We start from the raw sequence: 18058 nt of genomic DNA on the forward strand, positions 1-18058 counted from the left end.
CCACCCACCACACAGGATGAGCGGTCATTGGGGGTTAATGCATTGGCATCAACATTTATGGCACACTGTTGAGTTCTCAAGAACCGGACGCACCCACCCCGACCACACCCCGAACAGGGCCAGCGGAATAGGGGCAACTTCCCCACCTTAACCGAGAACCAGGCCGAACTTCAACCTGACCTCAGCTGAGGCATCCGGCGACGCTCGCTCCAGTCGAACCCCTCGAGCTCGTGGCTCTCGGCGTCCGCCCCGTTGCTCGCGGCGACATGAAGAACATTAGACGGCGGGGCGTCGGGTAGGCAAATCGCCCTCGACCATCTGGGTGGACCCGTTGCGGGACAAGCGGTTCCGCCAGGCTCGCCGCTCACCACGCGTCAGCCGGTGATCGTTGGGAGACTGGAGGGGTGACCGAGGCCACTGAGTCCCACGAGCCGGCGCCCCAGCACGGCGCGCACGCCCCCGGCCAGCGCGACCAGGCCGACCGGGGAGGTGACGGGCGTCAGCACCGGCGCTCCCGGCGCAGCGTCGAACACGGCCGCATGGCCGAGTCCCCCGGCGCCGACGGCCCCTGGCGCCTGTGGGGTCCCTACGTCGCCGGCCGCCAGTGGGGCACCGTCCGCGAGGACTACACCCCCGGCGGTGACGCCTGGACCGCCTTCCCCTTCGACCAGGCCCGCTCCCGCGCCTACCGCTGGGGCGAGGACGGCCTCGGCGCGGTCTGCGACCGCTTCGGGTTCCTCAACCTCGGGGTGGCCCTGTGGAACCGGAAGGACCCCTTCCTCAAGGAACGCCTCTTCGGCCTCACCAACGGCGAGGGCAACCACGGCGAGGACGCCAAGGAGTACTGGTGGGCCCTGGACGGCACCCCCAGCCACTCCTGGATGCAGTGGCTCTACCGCTACCCGCAGGCCGAGTTCCCCTACGCGAAGCTTCGGGAGGAGAACGCCCGCCGCGGGCGCGACGAGCGCGAGTACGAGCTCGGCGACACCGGCGTCCTGGACGAGAACCGGTTCTTCGACGTCACCGTCACCTACGCCAAGGCCGGGCCCGACGACCTGTGCATGGTCGTGGCCGCCACCAACCACGGACCCGACCCCGCCCCCCTCGACCTCGTCCCCCAGGTCTGGTTCCGCAACACCTGGGCCTGGGGCTGGGACCGACGCCGGGGGACGATGAGCCAGGTCCTCCCCCCCACCCTGGCCGTCGGCGGCCTCGAGGACGTCGAGTGCGAGCACGGGCACCTCGGCCGGTACCACGTCAGCGCCCAGGGCTCCCCCGAGGTGCTGTTCTGCGAGAACGAGTCCAACCTCGTCGAGCTCTTCGGCGCCGCGTCCAACCCCACCCGCTACACCAAGGACGGCATCGACCGCCGCATCGTCCACGGCGACGTCGCGGCCGTGAACCCCCGGCGCACCGGCACCAAGGCCGCGTTCTGGTACTCCTTCGACTCCGTCGCCCCCGGCGAGACCGTCGAGGTGCGCCTGCGGCTGTCCCCGCGCGCGCCCAGCCAGGGCACCTTCGGGCCCGGGTACGACGCCGTCCTGCACGACCGCCGCGCCGAGGCCGACGAGTTCTACGACGAGGTCATCCACCCCGGCCTGTCCGACTCCGACCGCCACATCGCCCGCCGCGCCTACGCCGGGCTGCTGTGGACCAAGCAGCTCTACCGCTACGACGTGCGGCAGTGGCTGGGCGGCGACCCCGAGACCGAACCGGCCCCCGAGTCCCGCAAGGCCCGCGGCGCCCGCAACGTCTCCTGGACCCACCTGTCCCTGGCCGACGTCATCTCCATGCCCGACGAGTGGGAGTACCCCTGGTTCGCCGCGTGGGACCTGGCCTTCCACGCCATCCCGCTGGCCCACGTCGACCCCGACTTCGCCAAGGAACAGCTCGTGCTCATGTGCCGCGAGTGGTCCATGCACCCCAACGGGCAGCTCCCCGCCTACGAGTGGGCCTTCGGCGACGTCAACCCGCCCGTGCACGCCTGGGCCGCCTGGCACGTCTACCGCCTCGACGGGTACCGCGACCAGGGCTTCCTCGTCCGCGTCTTCACCAAGCTGCTGCTGAACTTCTCGTGGTGGGTCAACCGCAAGGACGCCAGCGGTTCCAACCTCTTCGAGGGCGGCTTCCTCGGGATGGACAACATCGGCCTGTTCGACCGCTCCGCCGAGCTGCCCCCCGGGTACCGCCTGGAGCAGTCCGACGCCACCAGCTGGATGGCCTTCTACTGCCAGCAGATGTTCAAGATCGCCCTGGAGCTGTCCCGGCACGACCCCGCCTGGGAGGACGCCGCCACCAAGTTCCTCGAGCACTTCCTGTCCATCGCCCAGGCCATGACCTCCTTCGGCGCCACCGACACCTCGCTGTGGGACGAGGAGGACGGCTTCTTCTACGACGTCCTGCTGCACCCCGACGGCCGCGCCGAGCCGATGCGCGTGCCCTCGATGGTCGGGCTCCTGCCGATCCTGGGGTCGACCGACGTGCCGTCGTGGATCGCCGAGGAGACCCCCGACCTCACCGCCCGCCTGCGCTGGCTCCAGAAGCGCCGCCCCGACCTGACGCTGCCGCTGCTGACCCGCTCCACCCCCGAGGGCCGGCAGATGCTGCTCTCCCTCGTCGACAAGCCGCGACTCGTCCGGCTGCTCGAGCGGGCCTTCGACAGCGAGCAGTTCCTCTCCCCGTACGGCCTGCGCTCGCTGTCCGCCGCCGTCAAGGAGGAGGTCTGGACGTCCGTCGAGGGGCAGAGCTCCTCGGTCGTCTACGAACCCGGGGAGTCGCGGACCGGGATGTTCGGCGGCAACTCCAACTGGCGTGGCCCCATCTGGTTCCCCGTCAACGTCCTGCTCGCCGACAAGCTGCGCACCCTCGGCCGCTTCTTCGGCGACGACCTGACCATCGAGGTGCCCAAGGGGTCGGGCAAGCGCATCAACCTCGTCCAGGGCGCCGACCTCATCGACGAGAGCCTCGTCAACCTGTTCCGGCCCGTCGACGGCCGCCGGCCGGCCGACGGCCAGCGCATCGAAGCCACCGACGACCCCCTGTGGCGCGATCACATCACCTTCAACGAGTACTTCGACGGCGACACCGGCGAAGGGCTCGGGGCGACCCACCAGACCGGCTGGACCGCCCTCGTCGCCCACCTGCTGCACCCGCGGCTGCCGCTGACCCCGCCGGGACGGTGACCGCCCGGCCCGGACCCGCCCGCGTGTCGGTGGCCGGTGGCACCCTGGGGGGCGGCGGCCACCGGGCCGCCCGGAGCCAGGGAGGGCGAACGCGTCGATGACGTCGACGGCACCGCTCGCGCTCCTCATCGCCGTCGCCTCGGCCACCACCGCGGCCACCGGCGTGCTCACCCTCCGGCGCCGGCGGGACACGCCCGCCGCGCTGCCGCTGACCGCCGCGCTGGCGTCCGTCACCCTGTGGGGCCTGGCGGTCGTGCTGATGAACTCCGGCGTGCCGCGGCCCTGGCTCGACGCCCTGGTCCTGCCCCAGTTCCTCGGGATCGGGGCCACCGTCCTGTCGCTGCGGCTGTTCGTCGACGCCGTGAGCGGACGCAGGCTCACGGCGCGACGGGTCCTGGCCCTCGGCGTCGAACCCGTGCTGCTCGTCGTCGTCGTGGCCCTGGACCCCCACCTGCACTGGTTCCACGCCACCGTCGACCACGTCGGCGACCCCGAGCGGCGCCGGGTCACCGCCGGGCCGCTGTTCTGGGTCCACACCGCCTACTGCTACCTGGTCGTCCTCAGCGCGGCGTCCACCCTGCACCAGCTGCGCCGCCAGACCCGCGGCCTGCTGCGGCGGCAGGCGACCACCATGCTCGTCGCGATCGCGGCGCCGTTCACGGCCAACCTGGCCGTCGTCTTCCTCGGCGACCTCGTCGAGGTCGACGTCACCCCGGTGGCCTTCGCCGTCACCGGGGTCCTGTTCGCCTACGCCGTGCTCCAGCAGGACCTGCTGCGGCTCGTCCCCGTCGCGCGCTCGCTCGTCGTGCAGACCGTCACCGACGCGGTGTTCGTCGTCGACGCCCGCGAACGGCTCGTCGACGTCAACCCCGCCGGGGACGACCTCGTCCGCCGGGAGGGCTGCCCGGGCGGGGAGATCATCGGCCGGGCGTTCGCCGGGTCCGTCGAACCCGCGCTCGCGCGCGCCGTCGGCGACGGGGACGGGGACGCCGTCGTCGCCCTGCGCAGCGGCGCCCACGTCGACGTCCGCACCCGCTGGATCCGCGACGACCGCGGGCGGGTCCTGGGCCGGGTCGTCGTCGCGCGCGACGTCACCGAGCAGCTGGAGGCGGCGCGTGCGCTGGAACGGGCCAACGCCCGGCTGCGCGAGCAGGTCGCCACCATCGAGCACCTGCGGGCCGAGCTGGCCGAGGAAGCCGCCCGCGACCCCCTCACCGGGCTGCGCAACCGCCGGCGGTTCGTCGACGACCTCGCCGACCGGCTGCGGACGGCCACCGCGACCGGTCAGCCGCTGTCCCTCGTCCTGCTCGACGTCGACCACTTCAAGGCCGTCAACGACACCCACGGGCACGCCGTCGGCGACGAGGTCCTCGTCGCGGTGGCCGGGGCGCTCAGCGCCCACGCCCGGCCCGAGGACGTCGTCCGCTACGGCGGGGAGGAGTTCGTCGTCCTGCTGCCGCACCTGGGCGCCGCCGCGGCCCGGCGGCGCGCGGAGGAGCTGCGGGCGGCGTGCGCCCGGGTGCGGGTGGAGGTCGAGGCGCTGCGCGTCACCATCAGCGCCGGGGTCGCGACCGCCCCCGACCACGGCACCACGCCCGACGAGCTGCTGCTCGCGGCCGACCGCGCCCTGTACGAGGCCAAGGGCGGCGGCCGCGACCGGGTCGCGCTCGCGGACTGACTACCAGATCCGCACGCGCTCGGCCGGGTCCAGCCACAGCCCGTCGCCCTCGGTGGTGCCGAACGCCTCGTGGAACTCCGAGAGGTTGCGGACCACGGCGTTGCAGCGGAACTCCGGCGGGGAGTGCGGGTCGATCGCCAGCCGGCGCTCCACCTCGGCCGGGCGGACCTTCCCGCACCACACCCGCGCCCAGCCGAAGAACAGCCGCTGGCTGCCGGTCAGGCCGTCCACCACGGGGGCCGGCTCGCCGCCCAGGGCGATCTCGTACGCCTTGTGCGCGATCGTCAGACCGCCCAGGTCGCCGATGTTCTCCCCGACCGTGAGGGCGCCGTTGACGTGCTTGCCGGGCGTCTCCGGCGGTTCGAGGGCGTCGTACTGGTCGATGAGGGCCTGGGTCCGCTTCCCGAACTCGGCGCGGTCGGCGTCGGTCCACCAGTCGTTGAGGTTGCCCAGGCCGTCGTACTTCGAGCCCTGGTCGTCGAAGCCGTGACCGATCTCGTGGCCGATGACCGCCCCGATGCCGCCGTAGTTCTCGGCGTCGTCGGCGTCCAGGGAGAAGAACGGCGGGCGCAGGATCGCCGCCGGGAAGACGATCTCGTTCATGCCGGGGTTGTAGTAGGCGTTGACCGTCTGCGGGGTCATGAACCACTCGTCGCGGTCCACCGGGGCACCAAGCTTGGCGAGCTCGCGGTCGACCTCGAAGGCGAACGCGCGCCGCACGTTGCCCAGCAGGTCCGAGCGGTCGATCGTCAGCGCCGAGTAGTCCCGCCACCGGTCCGGGTGGCCGATCTTCGGCGTGAACCGCGACAGCTTCTCCAGCGCGCGGTCCTTCGTCTCGCGCGTCATCCAGTCCAGCGCCTCGATGTCCTGGCGGTACGCCTCGACGAGGTTCGCCACGAGCTGCTCCATGCGCTCCTTGGCCGCCGGCGGGAAGTGCTCACCCACGTACAGCTCGCCCAGGGCCTCCCCGAGGCTGCCCTCGACCAGCCCGACCCCCCGCTTCCACCGCTCCCGCAGCTGCGGGGCACCGGTGAGCCTGGTGCCGTAGAACGCGAAGTTCTCCTCCACGAAGTCGGCCGACAGGAACGCCGCGGCCTGGTGCAGGACGCGCCAGCCCAGCCAGTCCCTCCACGTCTCCACGGGCGTGGCGAGCAGGACCTCGGCCATGCCGGTCAGGTAGCCGGGCTGCCGGACGACGACCTGGGCGAACGCGGAGGCGGGCAGCTGCGCGGCGTCCAGCCACTGCGACAGGTCGATCCCGGGCAGCAGCGCATCCAGGCCGGCGCGGTCGACCTTGTTGTACGTCGCGTTCGCGTCGCGGTTCCTCACGCGGTCCCAGTGGTGGGCCGCGAGCGCCGTCTCCAGGTCCAGGACCCGCTGGGCGGCACCGGCGGGGTCGGGGCGGCGGCCGAGGGTGAGGATGCGCTCGACGTGCGCGCGGTAGGCGTCGCGGACCTCGGCGTACTGCTCCTCGCGGTAGTACGACTCGTCGGGCAGGCCGAGGCCGGCCTGGGTGACGTAGACGACGTACTCGTCGGACTTGGCGTTGTCGGTGTCGACCCAGTAGGCGAAGGGGCCGCCGACGCCGGAGCGCTCGAAGGTGCCCAGGAGCCGGACGAGCCCGGCGTGGTCGGTGACGGCGTCGACGGCGGCCAGCTCGGGGTCCAGCGGGGTGGCGCCGAGCGCCTCGACGCGGTCGGTGTCCATGAAGCTGGCGAACAGGTCGCCGATCTTCTGCCGCACGGAGCCGGTGGGGGCCTCCCCGGAGGCGGCGGCCGCGGCGGCGGCCTCCACGATGGCGCGGCACTCGGCCTCGGACTGGTCGCGCAGCCGGATGAAGGCCCCGTCGACGGCGCGGTCGTCGGGGATCTCGGTCGTGGCGAGCCAGCGGCCGTTGACGTGGCGGAAGAGGTCGTCCTGGGGGCGGACCGAGGGGTCGAGGTCGCTTCCCGCGGGCTGGGCGTCCGTGATCGAGCTCATGACCTCACACTAGGCCGGGTGCTGCGCCGGACGGAGAGCAGGAGCACGAGGTTCAGGACGACCGCGGCGCCGATGACGACGCCGGTGGCGTGCTCGTCGCCGCCCAGGACGCCCACGAGGACCCCGACGAGCCCGCCGACGCCGGACTGCAGGGCCGTGACGAGGGCCGCGGCGGCGCCGGCGCTGTCGCCGTAGGGCTCCAGGGCGAGGGTCACCGCGTTGGGCATGATCAGGCCCAGCGACAGCAGCAGCAGGTACAGCGGGACGGCGAACAGGAGCAGCTGGTCGGTGCGGGCCAGCAGCGACGCGGTGAGGGCCAGGCCGAAGACGAGGGCGGCCAGCACCCCGACGCGCAGCAGGCGGGCGGAGCCGAAGCGCTCGACGACCGCGGCGTTGACCTGGGTGCCGCCGATGAGGGCGGTGCCGTTGACGGCGAAGTAGATCGCGAAGCCGGTGCCGGTGAGGCCGAAGCCGTCCTGCAGGACGAAGACGGACGTCGAGACGTAGGCCATGATCGTCGCCATCGCCAGGCCGGGCATGACCGCGAGGGCGAGGAAGCGGCGGTCGCGCAGCAGGGCGCCGTAGCCGGTGAAGGTACGCAGCACGCGCTGGCGCCGCGGCGGGGTGACGGGGGTCTGCCCGCCCTCGGCGCGGGCCTGCCCGGCGGTGTCGCGCAGCTCGGGGCGGGTCTCGGGCAGCTTGCGCCACACCGCGAGCAGGACCCCGAGGCCGGCGACGGCGAGCAGCGCCAGCACGGGCCGCCAGCCGGTGCGGGCGGCGATGGCGCCGCCGACGCTGGGGGCCAGCAGGGGCGCGACGCCGATGACGAGGACGAGGCGGGACTGCAGCCGGGAGGCGGCGGGGCCGGTGAACAGGTCGCGGATGACGGCCATGCCGATGACGGCGCCGGCGGAGGCGCCGACGCCGGACAGGACGCGGAAGGCGACGAGGGTGGGCAGGTTCGGGGCGATCGCGCACAGCAGGGTCGCGACGACGTAGACGACGAACCCGGCGGCGGCGGGGCGGCGGCGGCCGAAGGCGTCGGACAGCGGCCCGACGACGAGCTGGCCGAGGGCGGAGCCGACGAGGACGCCGGTGATGGTCAGCTGGGTGCGGGCCTCGGTGGTGCCGAGGTCGACCGCGACCTCGGGCAGGGACGGCAGGTACAGGTCGATCGTCACCGCCCCCAGCGCGGCCATGGCGCCGAGGAGGACGACGAGCCCGACCGTGGAGGGTCGGCGGACGGGGGCGGCGGCGCCGGTGGGCGCGGTGGTGGGCGCGGTCATGCGCGGGTGTCCTCAGGGGGCCTCGTCGACGGTGCACCGCACAGCGCCGGGCGGGCAGGACGGGGCAGGACGCCGCCGTCCCCCGCAGCCTAGGCCGAGGGGGGCGGCGGCGTCCTGTTCGTTCCGGGGATCAGTCCCGCCGGGGCCGGTCGGCCTTGACGGGGAACTCGCCGGTGTAGCCCAGGCGCTCCTCGGCGGCGGCCAGGACGCGCCCGCGGACGGCGAACCAGCCGGCGACGAGGAGGGGGACGATGACGCCGAGGGCGTAGATCGTGGGGCGGCTGGACTCGTCGTAGGCCATGATCGCGAGGACGGCGACGAGGAAGGCCAGCACCGCGTAGCCGGTCCAGGGCGCGCCGGGGAGCCGGTACGACGGGCGCTGGACGATGCCCGCCCGCGCCCAGCGGTGCAGCTTCAGCTGACACAGCACGATGGTGCCCCAGCTGGCGATGATGCCGAGCGCGGAGGCGTTGAGGACGATCTCGAAGGCGCGGCCGGGGGCGAGGTAGTTCAGGCCGACGCCGAGGACGGCGACGACCCCGGTGATCGCGATCCCGCCGAAGGGCACGCCGCCGGAGTTGAGCTTGGCGGCGAACCGCGGGGCGGAGCCGTTCATGGACATCGAGCGCACGATGCGGCCGGTGGAGTAGAGCCCGGCGTTGAGGCTGGACAGCGCGGAGGTGAGGACGACGAAGTTCATGACGTCCCCGGCGCCGGGGACGCCGAGCTTGGAGAAGAACGTGACGAAGGGGCTCTCGTCGGCGCTGTAGGCGGTGTACGGCAGCAGCAGCGCGAGCAGGACCAGCGAGCCGCAGTAGAAGACCACGATGCGGACGATCACGGTGTTGATGGCGCGCGGCATGATCTTCTCGGGGTTCTCGGTCTCCCCGGCGGCGGTGCCGACGAGCTCGACCGCGGCGTAGGCGAAGACGACCCCGGAGACGACGACGACGAGCGGGACGACGCCGGAGGGGAACCAGCCGCCGTTGCCGCTGACGACGCTCAGGCCGGTGCTCTGGCCGTCGACGGGGAACCGGCCGGCGAGGAAGACGACGCCGACGACCAGGAACGCGGTCAGCGCGACGACCTTGATCAGGGCGAACCAGAACTCCATCTCGCCGAAGATCTTCACCGAGACGAGGTTGAGGCCGAGGACGACGACGAGCGCGGCCAGGGCCAGCAGCCACTGGGGCGCGGAGGAGAAGGCGTCCCAGTAGTGCAGGTAGAGCGCGATGGCGGTGATGTCGACGATGGCCGTCATCGCCCAGTTGAACCAGTACATCCACCCGGCCACGAAGGCGGCCTTCTCGCCGTAGAACTCCCGGGCGTAGGAGACGAAGGACCCCGAGGAGGGGCGGTGCAGGACGAGTTCACCGAGGGCGCGCAGGATGAGGAACACGAAGAACCCGCACACGCCGTAGACGAGGAACAGGCCGGGGCCGGCGCCGGCCAGGCGCCCGCCGGCGCCGAGGAACAGGCCGGTGCCGATGGCGCCGCCGATGGCGATCATCTGCAGCTGGCGGTTCTTCAGGCCCTTGTGCAGGCCGCCGTCCTCGTGCGAGAAGTCCCGCTGGGCCTCGTTGCCTCCGGCTGACATGCCGTCTCCCCTCCACCGTGCCCGTGCGGGCTGGACCGGGGAAGGCAACCACCTCCGGATCTCCCGCGCATGCCGGGGCCTGTCCCGGGGGCCCGTCCCGGGGCGCGGGTCCGATCAGGCGGCGGCGAGCACGAGCGCGTCGAAGGAGTACTCGTCGAGGACGGGGACGCCCAGGGCGAGGGCGGCGCGGACGGCGGCCGAACCCGAGCCCGCGTCGTTGGCGACGAGGACGTCGGTGGCCGCGGTGACGGCGTCGTCCACGTGCAGCCCGGCCCGCTCGGCGCGGGCGGCGAGGTCGGACCGCGCGGCCAGGAAGTGGCCGCTGAAGGCGATGCGCTGACCGGCGCGGAGGGTCATGCGGTGGTGATCGGCAGGCGGTGCCCGGCCCTTGACTCAGACGTTCTCGTCGAGCGGGCGGACGGGCGCGGTGCGGCGGGCCTGGGCGGGCACGGCCGCTGCCGGGGTCCGGCGGGCGCGGGCCAGCAGCAGCAGGCCGCCGACCCCGGCGAGCACGACGAGGGCGGCGTAGCCGTCGACGACCTCGCGCAGCCCCAGGTGCGGGACGAGCAGGCCGGCGACGACGGCGGGCACGCCGAAGGCGAGGTAGCTGACGACGTACACGGCGGACAGGACCCCGGCCCGTTCGTGGGCGGGAGCGGTGGCCAGGACCGCGCGCAGCGCGCCCTGGAACCCGGCGCCGAACCCGATCCCGGACAGCAGCGCACCGGCGTAGAACGCCGGGGCCGAGGTGGCGGCGAGCCCGGCGGTCAGGACGAGCGGCCCGACGACGAGCGCGGCCATCCCCAGGGTGAGGACGCGGGCGGGGGCGCGGTGGCGGGTCAGGACGCCGGTGACCGCCCCCACGCCGGCGACCGCGGCGACGACCAGACCACCGGCGACGTGGTCGTGCAGGCCCAGGACCCCGGCGACCACGGACGGGCCCAGGCCCATGCACAGGCCGCCCAGCCCCCAGCTGCCGAGGAACCCGGGCAGGCTGGTGGTGAACGCCGCGCGGGAGGCCGCGGGCAGGTGCACGACGGGGCGCAGCGAGCGCAGCGCGCCGGGGACGCGGTCGGCCACGTCGGGGGTGCACGCGACGAGGACGGAGGCGACGGCGAGCAGCGCGGCCAGCAGCAGGTACGTCAGCTCGGTGGGCGCCGGGGCGAACTGCACCAGCAGCCCGGCGCCGAGCCCCCCGACGGTCAGGCCGGCCGGGGGGACGGCGCCGTTGACGAGCTGGGCGGCCGGGCCGCGGCCGGGCCCGGCGAGGTCGAGCAGCCACGCGCCGAGGGCGCCGAGGGCGGTGCCGGTGCAGAACCCCTGCAGGGCGCGGCCGGCGACGAGGGCCCCCACCCCATGGGCCTCGGCGAGGACGACCAGGGACGCGGCGACCCCGGCGAGGGCGACGAGCACGACGGGGCGGCGGCCGAGGTGGTCCGACAGGGACCCCACGGTGAGCAGCGCGACGAGCAGGACGGCGGCGTAGACGGCGAAGACGACGGTCACGGCGGTCGGGCCCAGGCCCCACAGCTCCTCGTAGACCGGCAGGATCGGCGAGGGCGCGGCGCTCGCGGCGACGAGGAGGCCGAGGGTGAGGGCGACGAGCCTGAAACCCGTCCCGGTTCGGGGTGTGCGGGGCACGGGTCGCTCCAGACCGTCGGGGAGGTGTCTCCGGGAAACTACTCCGCACCCGGGACTAACGCAACGTCCACTGCGTTAAGGTCGGGGCATGACGCCGACGATGGCGCGTCCCGGCGGGCGCAGCGCCAAGGTCACGGCCGCGGTCCACCGCGCCGTCGAGGAACTCCTCACCGACGGCGGCTCCGTCACCGTCCCCCGGGTCGCCGCCCGCGCCGGCGTCAACGCCACCAGCGTCTACCGACGCTGGGGCGACGTCGCCGCCCTCCTGGCCGACACCGCCCTCCTCCGGTTCGGCACCAGCGGCGACGTCCCCGACACCGGCACCCTGCGCGGCGACCTGCGCGCCTGGGGCGCCGCCCTCGCCGAGCAGGCCGCCCGCCCCGCCGAACTCGCCCTGCTGCGCGCCGCCGTCACCGCCGGGCCCGCCGACCCCGGCGCCCCCGACGGGGCCGAGTCCGCCCGCTCGGCGTGCCTCGCCGGCCGCAACGCCCAGGCCGAAGCCCTCCTGGCCGCCGCCGCGGCCCGCGGGGAGGACACCCCCACCGCCACCCGCGTCCTCGACCACCTCGTCGCGCCCGTCTACTTCCGGGCCCTGTTCGGGCTGCCCGCGCCGTCCGTCGACGTCCTCGTCGACCGGCTCCTCGCTCAGGCGGCGTCCAGCCCGCCCGGGTAGGTTCACGCCATGGGTGTGACTCTCGCCAAAGGTGGAAACGTCTCGCTGGCCAAGGTGGCCCCGAACCTCGACGAAGCCCTCGTCGGCCTCGGCTGGGACGTGCGCACCACCACCGGCCTCGACTTCGACCTCGACGCCAGCGCGCTGATGCTCGGAGCGGGCGGGAAGGTCCTGTCCGACGCCCACTTCGTCTTCTACAACCAGCTCACCAGCCCCGACGGGTCCGTCCGGCACACCGGCGACAACCGCACCGGTGAGGGCGAGGGCGACGACGAGACCATCGAGGTGGACCTCGGCTCCGTCCCCGCGAACGTCGAGAAGATCGTGTTCGCCGTCTCCATCCACGACGCCGAAGCCCGCCGCCAGAGCTTCGGGCAGGTCGTCAACGCCTTCATCCGCATGGTCAACCGCGTCGACGGCAGCGAGGTCGTCCGCTACGACCTGTCCGAGGACGCCTCCACCGAGACCGCCATGGTGTTCGGCGAGGTGTACCGGTACGGCGGGGAGTGGAAGTTCCGCGCCGTGGGGCAGGGGTACGCGAACGGGCTGCGGGGGATCGCGCAGGACTTCGGGGTGGACGTCGCCTGAGCGGGCCGCCGGGGTTGCGATCGTTGAACCCACGCTGCCGTTCATCGGGAGCGTGGGTCCAACGATCCGAACCCCCCGTGCGCCGTCAGATCGCGCAGCCGTCCGGGCCGCAGGCGTCGGCGGCGGGGTCGCCGACCAGGGTCAGGGGGTGGCTCTCGGCCCACGCCCGGCGCAGGACCTGCGCGAACTGCTCCACCGGCTGGGCACCCGAGATCCCGTACGCGCGGTCCACGACGAAGAACGGCACCCCGCGGGCCCCGAGGGCGCGGGCCTCGGCGACGTCGGCGCGCACGGCCGCGAGGTAGCGGTCCTCGGCGAGCACCGCCCGGGCCTCGTCGGCGTCCAGACCGGCCTCCGCCCCGAGGCGGACGAGGGTCTCGTCGTCCCCGACGGGCTCACCCTCGGTGAAGTGGGCGCGCAGCAGGCGCTCCTTCACGGCACCCTGGACGCCGCGGTCGGCCGCCAGGTGCAGCAGCTGGTGGGCCTTGACGGTGTTCGCGGGCACCGAGACGTCCTGGTGGAACTCCAGGCCCTCGGCCGCCGCGGTCGCGTCGACGTGGGCGACCATCTGCGCCACCTGCCCGGCGGGCTGCCCGAACTTCGCCGCCAGCCGGCGGACGTGGGCGTCGCTCGGACCGTCGGCCCGCTCGTGGACGGTCTCGGCCGTCGGGTCCAGCTCGAAGGACCGCCACACCACCTCGACGTCGTCGGCGTGCTCGAAGTCGCGCAGCGCGCTCTCGAACCGGCGCTTGCCGATGTAGCACCACGGGCAGACGACGTCGGACCAGATCTCCACCTTCACGACCAGCGCAACCGCCCCGGACGCGCCGCTCTTCCGCGCGTCCGGGTGACGTGCGCGGGACGGCTCAGTCGCCGCCGCCCCCACCACCGCCGGAGTCGCCGCCGAAACCGCTGGAGTCCCCGCCCCAGCCCCACCCGCCGGCGTGGTGGTGGTGGTGGGTGCCAGGCAGGTTCACGTAGCCGCCGGAGGCACCCGAGTCGCCGCCGAGGACACCGGGCCAGCTGATGTGGGAGCGGTCCCGCCTCGAGGGGGCCGCGGGACCGAGCCTGCGGTCCCCGGGCCGGGAGGCCGAACACAGGTGGCCGACCACACCGGCCACCACCACGATCACCGCGAGCGAGAGGAAGAGCGTCACCACGACTGCCTCCTTCGGCCAGGAGCCCCGCAGGGGCTCGATGACCCACGGTGGCACGCGGTCGCCTGCCGCGCCAGTGGTTCACCGCGACGGGCGGTCCGCCCGGCGCCACGTCACGACCCGGAACCGGGGGCCCGCCGAGGACGTCCGCCACTCCCCCGCCTCCACGGGCCGCCACGGCTCGACCACCGCCGGCGCGCGCGTGTCGCCGTCGACGTGCAGGTCCACCTCGGTGACCACGAGCACGTCGGCGCGCGCGAGCGCCGCCTCGTAGACGGCGTGCCCGCCCACGACCCAGACGTCGCCGGCCGAGCCCAGGGCGGTGTCCAGGTCCGTGACGACCTCGGCGCCGGGGGCGTCGTAGCCGGCGTCGCGGGACAGCACGAGGTTGCGGCGGCCGGGCAGCGGCCGGAACCGGGCGGGCAGGGACTCCCAGGTGGCGCGACCCATGACGACGGTCGAGCCGCCGGTGAGCTGCGAGAAGTGCGCCAGGTCCTCCGGGACCCGCCACGGGATGCGGCCGTCGGCCCCGATGACGCCGTTCGCGGACTGCGCCCAGACCAGCCCGATCATCAGACGGCCACGGGCGCCTTGATCGTGGGGTGGTGCCGGTACCCGACGACCTCGAGGTCTTCGTACCGCACGTCGAAGATCGGCTTGCGGGCGATCTCCAGGCGCGGGAACGGGTACGGCTCGCGGGTCAGCTGCTCGGCGACCTGCTCGACGTGGTTGTCGTAGATGTGGACGTCGCCGCCGGTCCACACGAAGTCACCCGGTTCCAGGCCGACCTCGGCCGCGACGAGCATCGTCAGCAGCGCGTAGCTGGCGATGTTGAACGGGACGCCGAGGAACAGGTCCGCCGAGCGCTGGTACAGCTGGCAGGACAGCTTGCCGTCGGCCACGTGGAACTGGAAGAAGGCGTGGCAGGGGGCCAGCGCCATCTTGTCGAGGTCGGCGACGTTCCACGCCGAGACGACCATGCGGCGCGAGTCCGGGTTCGTCCGCAGCGTGTGCAGGACCTCGGCGATCTGGTCGACGTGCCGGCCGTCGGGGGTGGGCCAGGACCGCCACTGCACGCCGTAGACGGGGCCGAGGTCGCCGTTCTCGTCGGCCCACTCGTCCCAGATCGACACCCCGCGCTCCTGCAGCCAGCGCACGTTGCCGTCGCCGCGCAGGAACCACAGCAGCTCCAGCGCCACGGACTTGAAGTGGACCCGCTTGGTGGTGACCAGGGGGAAACCCGCGGACAGGTCGTAGCGCAGCTGGTGGCCGAAGACGCTGCGGGTGCCGGTGCCCGTGCGGTCGGACTTGGGGGTGCCGTTGGCGAGGACGTGGCGGAGCAGGTCCTCGTACTGGGTGTCGGTGCGCGCGTCAGCCACGGCGAGGAGCCTAGGCCCTGCCCCTTGACCCTCACACCGTGTCAGCCTCCACGGTGGAGGTGCCATGTTCAGCATCGGGGAGTTCGCCGCCCTGGCCCGGGTGTCGGTGCGCGTGCTGCGCCACTACGACGCCCTGGGCCTGCTGCCGCCCGCGGTCGTGGACCCGGTCACCGGCTACCGCTCGTACCGCGCCGCGCAGCTGAGCCGCCTCAACCGCGTCCTGGCCCTGAAGGACCTGGGGCTCACGCTCCAGCAGGTCCGGGCCGTCCTGGACGAGGAGGTCGGCGTGCAGGAGCTGCAGGGCATGCTCCGGCTGCGCCGGGCGGAGCTGGCGGAGCAGGTCGCGGCCGACGTCGCGCGGCTGCGGGCGGTGGAGGTGAGGCTCCGCGTCATCGAGGAGGAGGGCACCGTGGGAACCCAGGACGTCGTCGTGAAGGACACCGACCCCGTGCGCGTCGCGGAGCTGTCGGCGGTGGCCGCGAGCTTCGAGCCGGACGACATCGGCCCCGTCATCCAGCCCCTGTACGAGCAGCTGCACCGCAGGCTCGCGGAGGCGGGCGTCCGGCCCACCGGTCCGGGCGTCGCCTGGTACGAGCACGCGGACGGCGGGGACGGCGGGGCGGTCCGCGTGCACGCCGGCGTCGTGGTGGACGCGCGCCAGGAGGCCCGCGGGGGCGTGCAGGTCACCGACCTGCCCCCGGTGCGGGCGGCCACGATCGTCCACCACGGCCCGATGGACGGGGTGGACGCCACCTGGCAGGTGCTCGCGCGCTGGATCGAGGACAACGGCCACCGCCCGCTGGGGCTCGGCGGGGAGGTGTACCTCGACTACTGCCCCGAGGACCCGTCCGACGGGGTCACCGAGCTGCAGATCCCCGTCGGACCGGCCACCCGGGGCCCGCACGCCGGGGTCTGACCGGCCGGGTTGCCTCGGGCGACCTCAGGCGACGAGGTGGGCGTCGAAGTCGCCGTCGTCGGCGGCCTCGCCGCGGACCACGGCGGCCAGCCGGGCCAGCCAGGCCGCGCCCGCCTCGTCGTGGACGGTGTGCCGCGGTTCCAGGACGGGGTAGGGGGTGGCGGGGACGCCGTCGGCGGGACGGACGTCGACGTGCGCGACGACGTGCCCCTGGGCGTGCAGCCAGTCGGCCATGGCGTAGTCGGTGCGGGAGTCGCCGACGGTGCGCCACGCCGACGGCAGCGGCCCGTCGGCGGCCAGCAGGCGCAGCGCCATCTCCGCGCCGCGGTCCTTGCCGAGCAGCACCGACTCGACGTCGGTGGAGATGATCGTGGGGTCGATCCGCCAGTCGACGCCGCCGCGGGCGTCGGGGACGGTGACGCCCTTCCAGGTGACGCCGAGGTCGAGGTCGGTGAAGACCTGCAGGGCGGCCTGCTCGTAGTCGGGCTGGCGGGCCAGGTACGTCGCGGAGTCGACGTCGAGGCGCTGCTCCAGGGACACCATGGCCCGCTTGCCGCCGTCGACGAACAGGACGTCGCCGAACTCGTCGCGGGCCAGCGCCTCGAGGCGCTGCACGGCTTCCGCGGGCACCGCGACGGTCTCGTCGACCACCACGGGCGTCGGGCCGTCGGCGGTGACGGAGAACGTCACCGCGCCCTTCTCGCAGACCGCGTGCAGCCGCGCCGCCGCGGGCAGCCCGGCGGCCAGGATCGGGCCGACGACCTGCTCGCGGAGGAACTCGTCGGAGCGGCCGGTGTTGAAGACCACCGGGACGCCCGCGGCGAGCAGTTCCAGGAGGCTGTCGAGGAGGCCGGGGGCGCTGATCGAGCGGGTCACCGGGCTCGCGATCGGGCCGTCGACGTCGAGGAGGAGGCCGAAGGCCGGGGCGGTCTGCACCCCCCGATCCTCCCACCGCCCCCGGCGGCGGCCGGGCGACGGTGGGCGTGACGTCGCGGCGGCGCTGCGTGCGGGCGCGGAGCCGGACGGGTGGTCCCCCGCGGTTCGCGCCGGTGGCGGGCCGGGGATCGCGACGATGGGGGCGTGCGTGCCGCGACCGTCCTGCCCCTGCTGGCCCTGGCGCTGACGCTCGGGGCCTGCGGGACGCAGCCCGCCTCCCCGGTGCCGACGGGCGGGCCCACGACGTCGGCGTCGGAGTGGACGCCGTCCTCCGAGGAGATCGCCCACCAGGAGTGGTTGCAGGGCGGACCGCTCGCGACGTCGATGCCGACGCGGACGTGCACCTGGCACGAGCCGACCGAGGAGGAACGGGCGGCCACCGACCCGGACGACCCGTTCGCGTCCTCCGACCTGTCGTGGACGAGCTGCTTCGACGCGAGCGCCTTCCAGACGGTGTCGACCTGCACGCCGCCGCCGGACGTGCCCGAGGGCGGCAGCTACCTCTGCGTGGAACTGCCGTGGCTGACGCAGCGCGTCGTCGACGACTGGGACGCGTTCACCCTCGCCGAGGACACCGCCGCCGCCCGCGCGTGGGGGCTGACGCTGGAGGAGTACCGGGCGCAGCGCCCCGACCAGCACGCCGACGGGTCGCCCGTGCAGGCGCCCTGACGTTCAGGTGAGGGCGTCGACGACGGCGCGCACGACGGTGAACGGGATCTTCAGGAGACCCCCGGCGACGGAGAGCAGGTCGACGACGTCGGCGGTGACCTCGGCGGCCCGGGCGGCCCGGCGGAACGTGCGTCTGCGACCCGTCCTCGAAGCATGCGGGCAGGACCACGGCGCGGGTGCCCGGCAGCGGTGGGGTTCCCCCGATCGGCGGGGCCGGTGGGGTCAGGTGAGGGCGTCGAGGACCGCTCTCAGCACCCGGAACGGGAACGTCACGACCGTCCACACGATCCCGAGCGCGTCGGTGACCTCGGCGGCTCCCTCGGCGACCTGACGGGCCCTGCGGCGCCGGCGTCCGTGTCTCCTCACCGTCCCAGCA

The 18058-nt window shown here is 74.0% G+C and carries 17 protein-coding genes; 6 read left to right on the top strand and 11 right to left on the bottom strand.

Annotation, left to right across the window (positions count from 1 at the left end):
- Window positions 1–539: 539 nt before the first annotated feature.
- Both ACRYRX_RS18355 and ACRYRX_RS18360 read left to right on the top strand, forming a co-directional pair.
- A complete protein-coding gene (locus tag ACRYRX_RS18355; protein ID WP_432514247.1) occupies window positions 540–3182 on the top strand; it encodes an MGH1-like glycoside hydrolase domain-containing protein in 2643 nt (880 codons plus the stop codon).
- Window positions 3183–3279: 97 nt separating this feature from the next.
- A complete protein-coding gene (locus ACRYRX_RS18360; protein ID WP_432514164.1) occupies window positions 3280–4860 on the top strand; it encodes a GGDEF domain-containing protein in 1581 nt (526 codons plus the stop codon).
- On the opposite strand, the gene ACRYRX_RS18365 is transcribed toward ACRYRX_RS18360, so the two are convergent.
- The 5 genes from ACRYRX_RS18365 to ACRYRX_RS18385 all read right to left on the bottom strand — a co-directional run bounded on the left by ACRYRX_RS18365 (window position 4861) and on the right by ACRYRX_RS18385 (window position 11364).
- Window positions 4861–6840, bottom strand: coding sequence for a M13 family metallopeptidase (locus ACRYRX_RS18365; protein ID WP_432514167.1), 1980 nt, complete (start codon window positions 6838–6840; stop codon window positions 4861–4863).
- Entirely contained in the window at window positions 6837–8126 is a 1290-nt protein-coding gene (locus ACRYRX_RS18370) for a multidrug effflux MFS transporter (protein ID WP_432514170.1), read from the bottom strand. Before ACRYRX_RS18370 ends, ACRYRX_RS18365 begins: the two co-directional genes overlap by 4 nt.
- Window positions 8127–8256: 130 nt before the next feature.
- Window positions 8257–9723 carry an amino acid permease gene (locus ACRYRX_RS18375; RefSeq protein WP_432514173.1) on the bottom strand — a complete coding sequence of 489 codons (1467 nt, stop codon included), beginning with the start codon at window positions 9721–9723 and terminating at the stop codon, window positions 8257–8259.
- A 114-nt stretch (window positions 9724–9837) separates the two neighbouring features.
- A complete protein-coding gene (locus ACRYRX_RS18380; protein WP_432514176.1) occupies window positions 9838–10080 on the bottom strand; it encodes a hypothetical protein in 243 nt (80 codons plus the stop codon).
- Between the two features lie 36 nt (window positions 10081–10116).
- Window positions 10117–11364, bottom strand: a complete 1248-nt coding sequence (locus tag ACRYRX_RS18385) for an MFS transporter (RefSeq protein ID WP_432514179.1) — start codon at window positions 11362–11364, stop codon at window positions 10117–10119.
- An 88-nt stretch (window positions 11365–11452) separates the two neighbouring features.
- On the opposite strand from ACRYRX_RS18385, the gene ACRYRX_RS18390 reads away from it, so the two are divergent.
- Both ACRYRX_RS18390 and ACRYRX_RS18395 read left to right on the top strand, forming a co-directional pair.
- A complete protein-coding gene (locus ACRYRX_RS18390; protein WP_432514181.1) occupies window positions 11453–12037 on the top strand; it encodes a TetR-like C-terminal domain-containing protein in 585 nt (194 codons plus the stop codon).
- Window positions 12038–12046: 9 nt separating this feature from the next.
- A complete protein-coding gene (locus ACRYRX_RS18395; protein WP_432514184.1) occupies window positions 12047–12625 on the top strand; it encodes a TerD family protein in 579 nt (192 codons plus the stop codon).
- A gap of 85 nt (window positions 12626–12710) precedes the next feature.
- Here the strand turns inward: ACRYRX_RS18395 and ACRYRX_RS18400 are convergent, their stop codons facing one another.
- The 4 genes from ACRYRX_RS18400 to ACRYRX_RS18415 form a co-directional block, all read right to left on the bottom strand.
- On the bottom strand, window positions 12711–13427 hold the full coding sequence (locus ACRYRX_RS18400; RefSeq protein ID WP_432514186.1) for a DsbA family oxidoreductase: 717 nt from the start codon (window positions 13425–13427) through the stop codon (window positions 12711–12713).
- A 64-nt stretch (window positions 13428–13491) separates the two neighbouring features.
- Window positions 13492–13785 carry a hypothetical protein gene (locus ACRYRX_RS18405; RefSeq protein WP_432514187.1) on the bottom strand — a complete coding sequence of 98 codons (294 nt, stop codon included), beginning with the start codon at window positions 13783–13785 and terminating at the stop codon, window positions 13492–13494.
- 78 nt (window positions 13786–13863) lie between these two features.
- Window positions 13864–14355, bottom strand: coding sequence for a dihydrofolate reductase (locus ACRYRX_RS18410; protein ID WP_432514190.1), 492 nt, complete (start codon window positions 14353–14355; stop codon window positions 13864–13866).
- Window positions 14355–15161 carry a thymidylate synthase gene (locus ACRYRX_RS18415; protein WP_432514192.1) on the bottom strand — a complete coding sequence of 269 codons (807 nt, stop codon included), beginning with the start codon at window positions 15159–15161 and terminating at the stop codon, window positions 14355–14357. The genes ACRYRX_RS18410 and ACRYRX_RS18415 overlap by 1 nt, the downstream gene beginning before the upstream one ends.
- Window positions 15162–15225: 64 nt before the next feature.
- Between ACRYRX_RS18415 and ACRYRX_RS18420 the strand changes: the two genes are divergently transcribed.
- Window positions 15226–16077 (top strand): MerR family transcriptional regulator, encoded by an 852-nt coding sequence (locus ACRYRX_RS18420; protein WP_432514195.1) that lies wholly within the window; start codon window positions 15226–15228, stop codon window positions 16075–16077.
- 24 nt (window positions 16078–16101) lie between these two features.
- Here ACRYRX_RS18420 and ACRYRX_RS18425 read toward each other — a convergent pair whose 3' ends face one another.
- The gene (locus tag ACRYRX_RS18425; protein ID WP_432514196.1) at window positions 16102–17013 is read right to left on the bottom strand and encodes a hypothetical protein; all 912 of its coding nucleotides are present in this window, start codon (window positions 17011–17013) and stop codon (window positions 16102–16104) included.
- A 144-nt stretch (window positions 17014–17157) separates the two neighbouring features.
- Between ACRYRX_RS18425 and ACRYRX_RS18430 the strand changes: the two genes are divergently transcribed.
- Window positions 17158–17682: a hypothetical protein gene (locus ACRYRX_RS18430; protein ID WP_432514198.1), complete on the top strand. Its 525-nt coding sequence runs from the start codon at window positions 17158–17160 to the stop codon at window positions 17680–17682.
- Window positions 17683–17904: 222 nt separating this feature from the next.
- Here the strand turns inward: ACRYRX_RS18430 and ACRYRX_RS18435 are convergent, their stop codons facing one another.
- Window positions 17905–18048, bottom strand: coding sequence for a hypothetical protein (locus ACRYRX_RS18435; RefSeq protein WP_432514201.1), 144 nt, complete (start codon window positions 18046–18048; stop codon window positions 17905–17907).
- Window positions 18049–18058: the final 10 nt, after the last annotated feature.

This window comes from Kineococcus lubricus (assembly GCF_050871965.1).
Classification (GTDB): domain Bacteria; phylum Actinomycetota; class Actinomycetes; order Actinomycetales; family Kineococcaceae; genus Kineococcus.

Bases quoted from the DNA above. Each gene is read 5' to 3' on its own strand.
- ACRYRX_RS18360 (WP_432514164.1), top strand. From the start codon at position 3,280: ATGACGTCGACGGCACCGCTCGCGCTCCTCATCGCCGTCGCCTCGGCC.
- ACRYRX_RS18395 (WP_432514184.1), top strand. From the start codon at position 12,047: ATGGGTGTGACTCTCGCCAAAGGTGGAAACGTCTCGCTGGCCAAGGTG.
- ACRYRX_RS18380 (WP_432514176.1), bottom strand. From the start codon at position 10,080: ATGACCCTCCGCGCCGGTCAGCGCATCGCCTTCAGCGGCCACTTCCTG.
- ACRYRX_RS18390 (WP_432514181.1), top strand. From the start codon at position 11,453: ATGACGCCGACGATGGCGCGTCCCGGCGGGCGCAGCGCCAAGGTCACG.
- ACRYRX_RS18420 (WP_432514195.1), top strand. From the start codon at position 15,226: ATGTTCAGCATCGGGGAGTTCGCCGCCCTGGCCCGGGTGTCGGTGCGC.
- ACRYRX_RS18375 (WP_432514173.1), bottom strand. From the start codon at position 9,723: ATGTCAGCCGGAGGCAACGAGGCCCAGCGGGACTTCTCGCACGAGGAC.
- ACRYRX_RS18365 (WP_432514167.1), bottom strand. From the start codon at position 6,840: ATGAGCTCGATCACGGACGCCCAGCCCGCGGGAAGCGACCTCGACCCC.
- ACRYRX_RS18410 (WP_432514190.1), bottom strand. From the start codon at position 14,355: ATGATCGGGCTGGTCTGGGCGCAGTCCGCGAACGGCGTCATCGGGGCC.
- ACRYRX_RS18355 (WP_432514247.1), top strand. From the start codon at position 540: ATGGCCGAGTCCCCCGGCGCCGACGGCCCCTGGCGCCTGTGGGGTCCC.
- ACRYRX_RS18370 (WP_432514170.1), bottom strand. From the start codon at position 8,126: ATGACCGCGCCCACCACCGCGCCCACCGGCGCCGCCGCCCCCGTCCGC.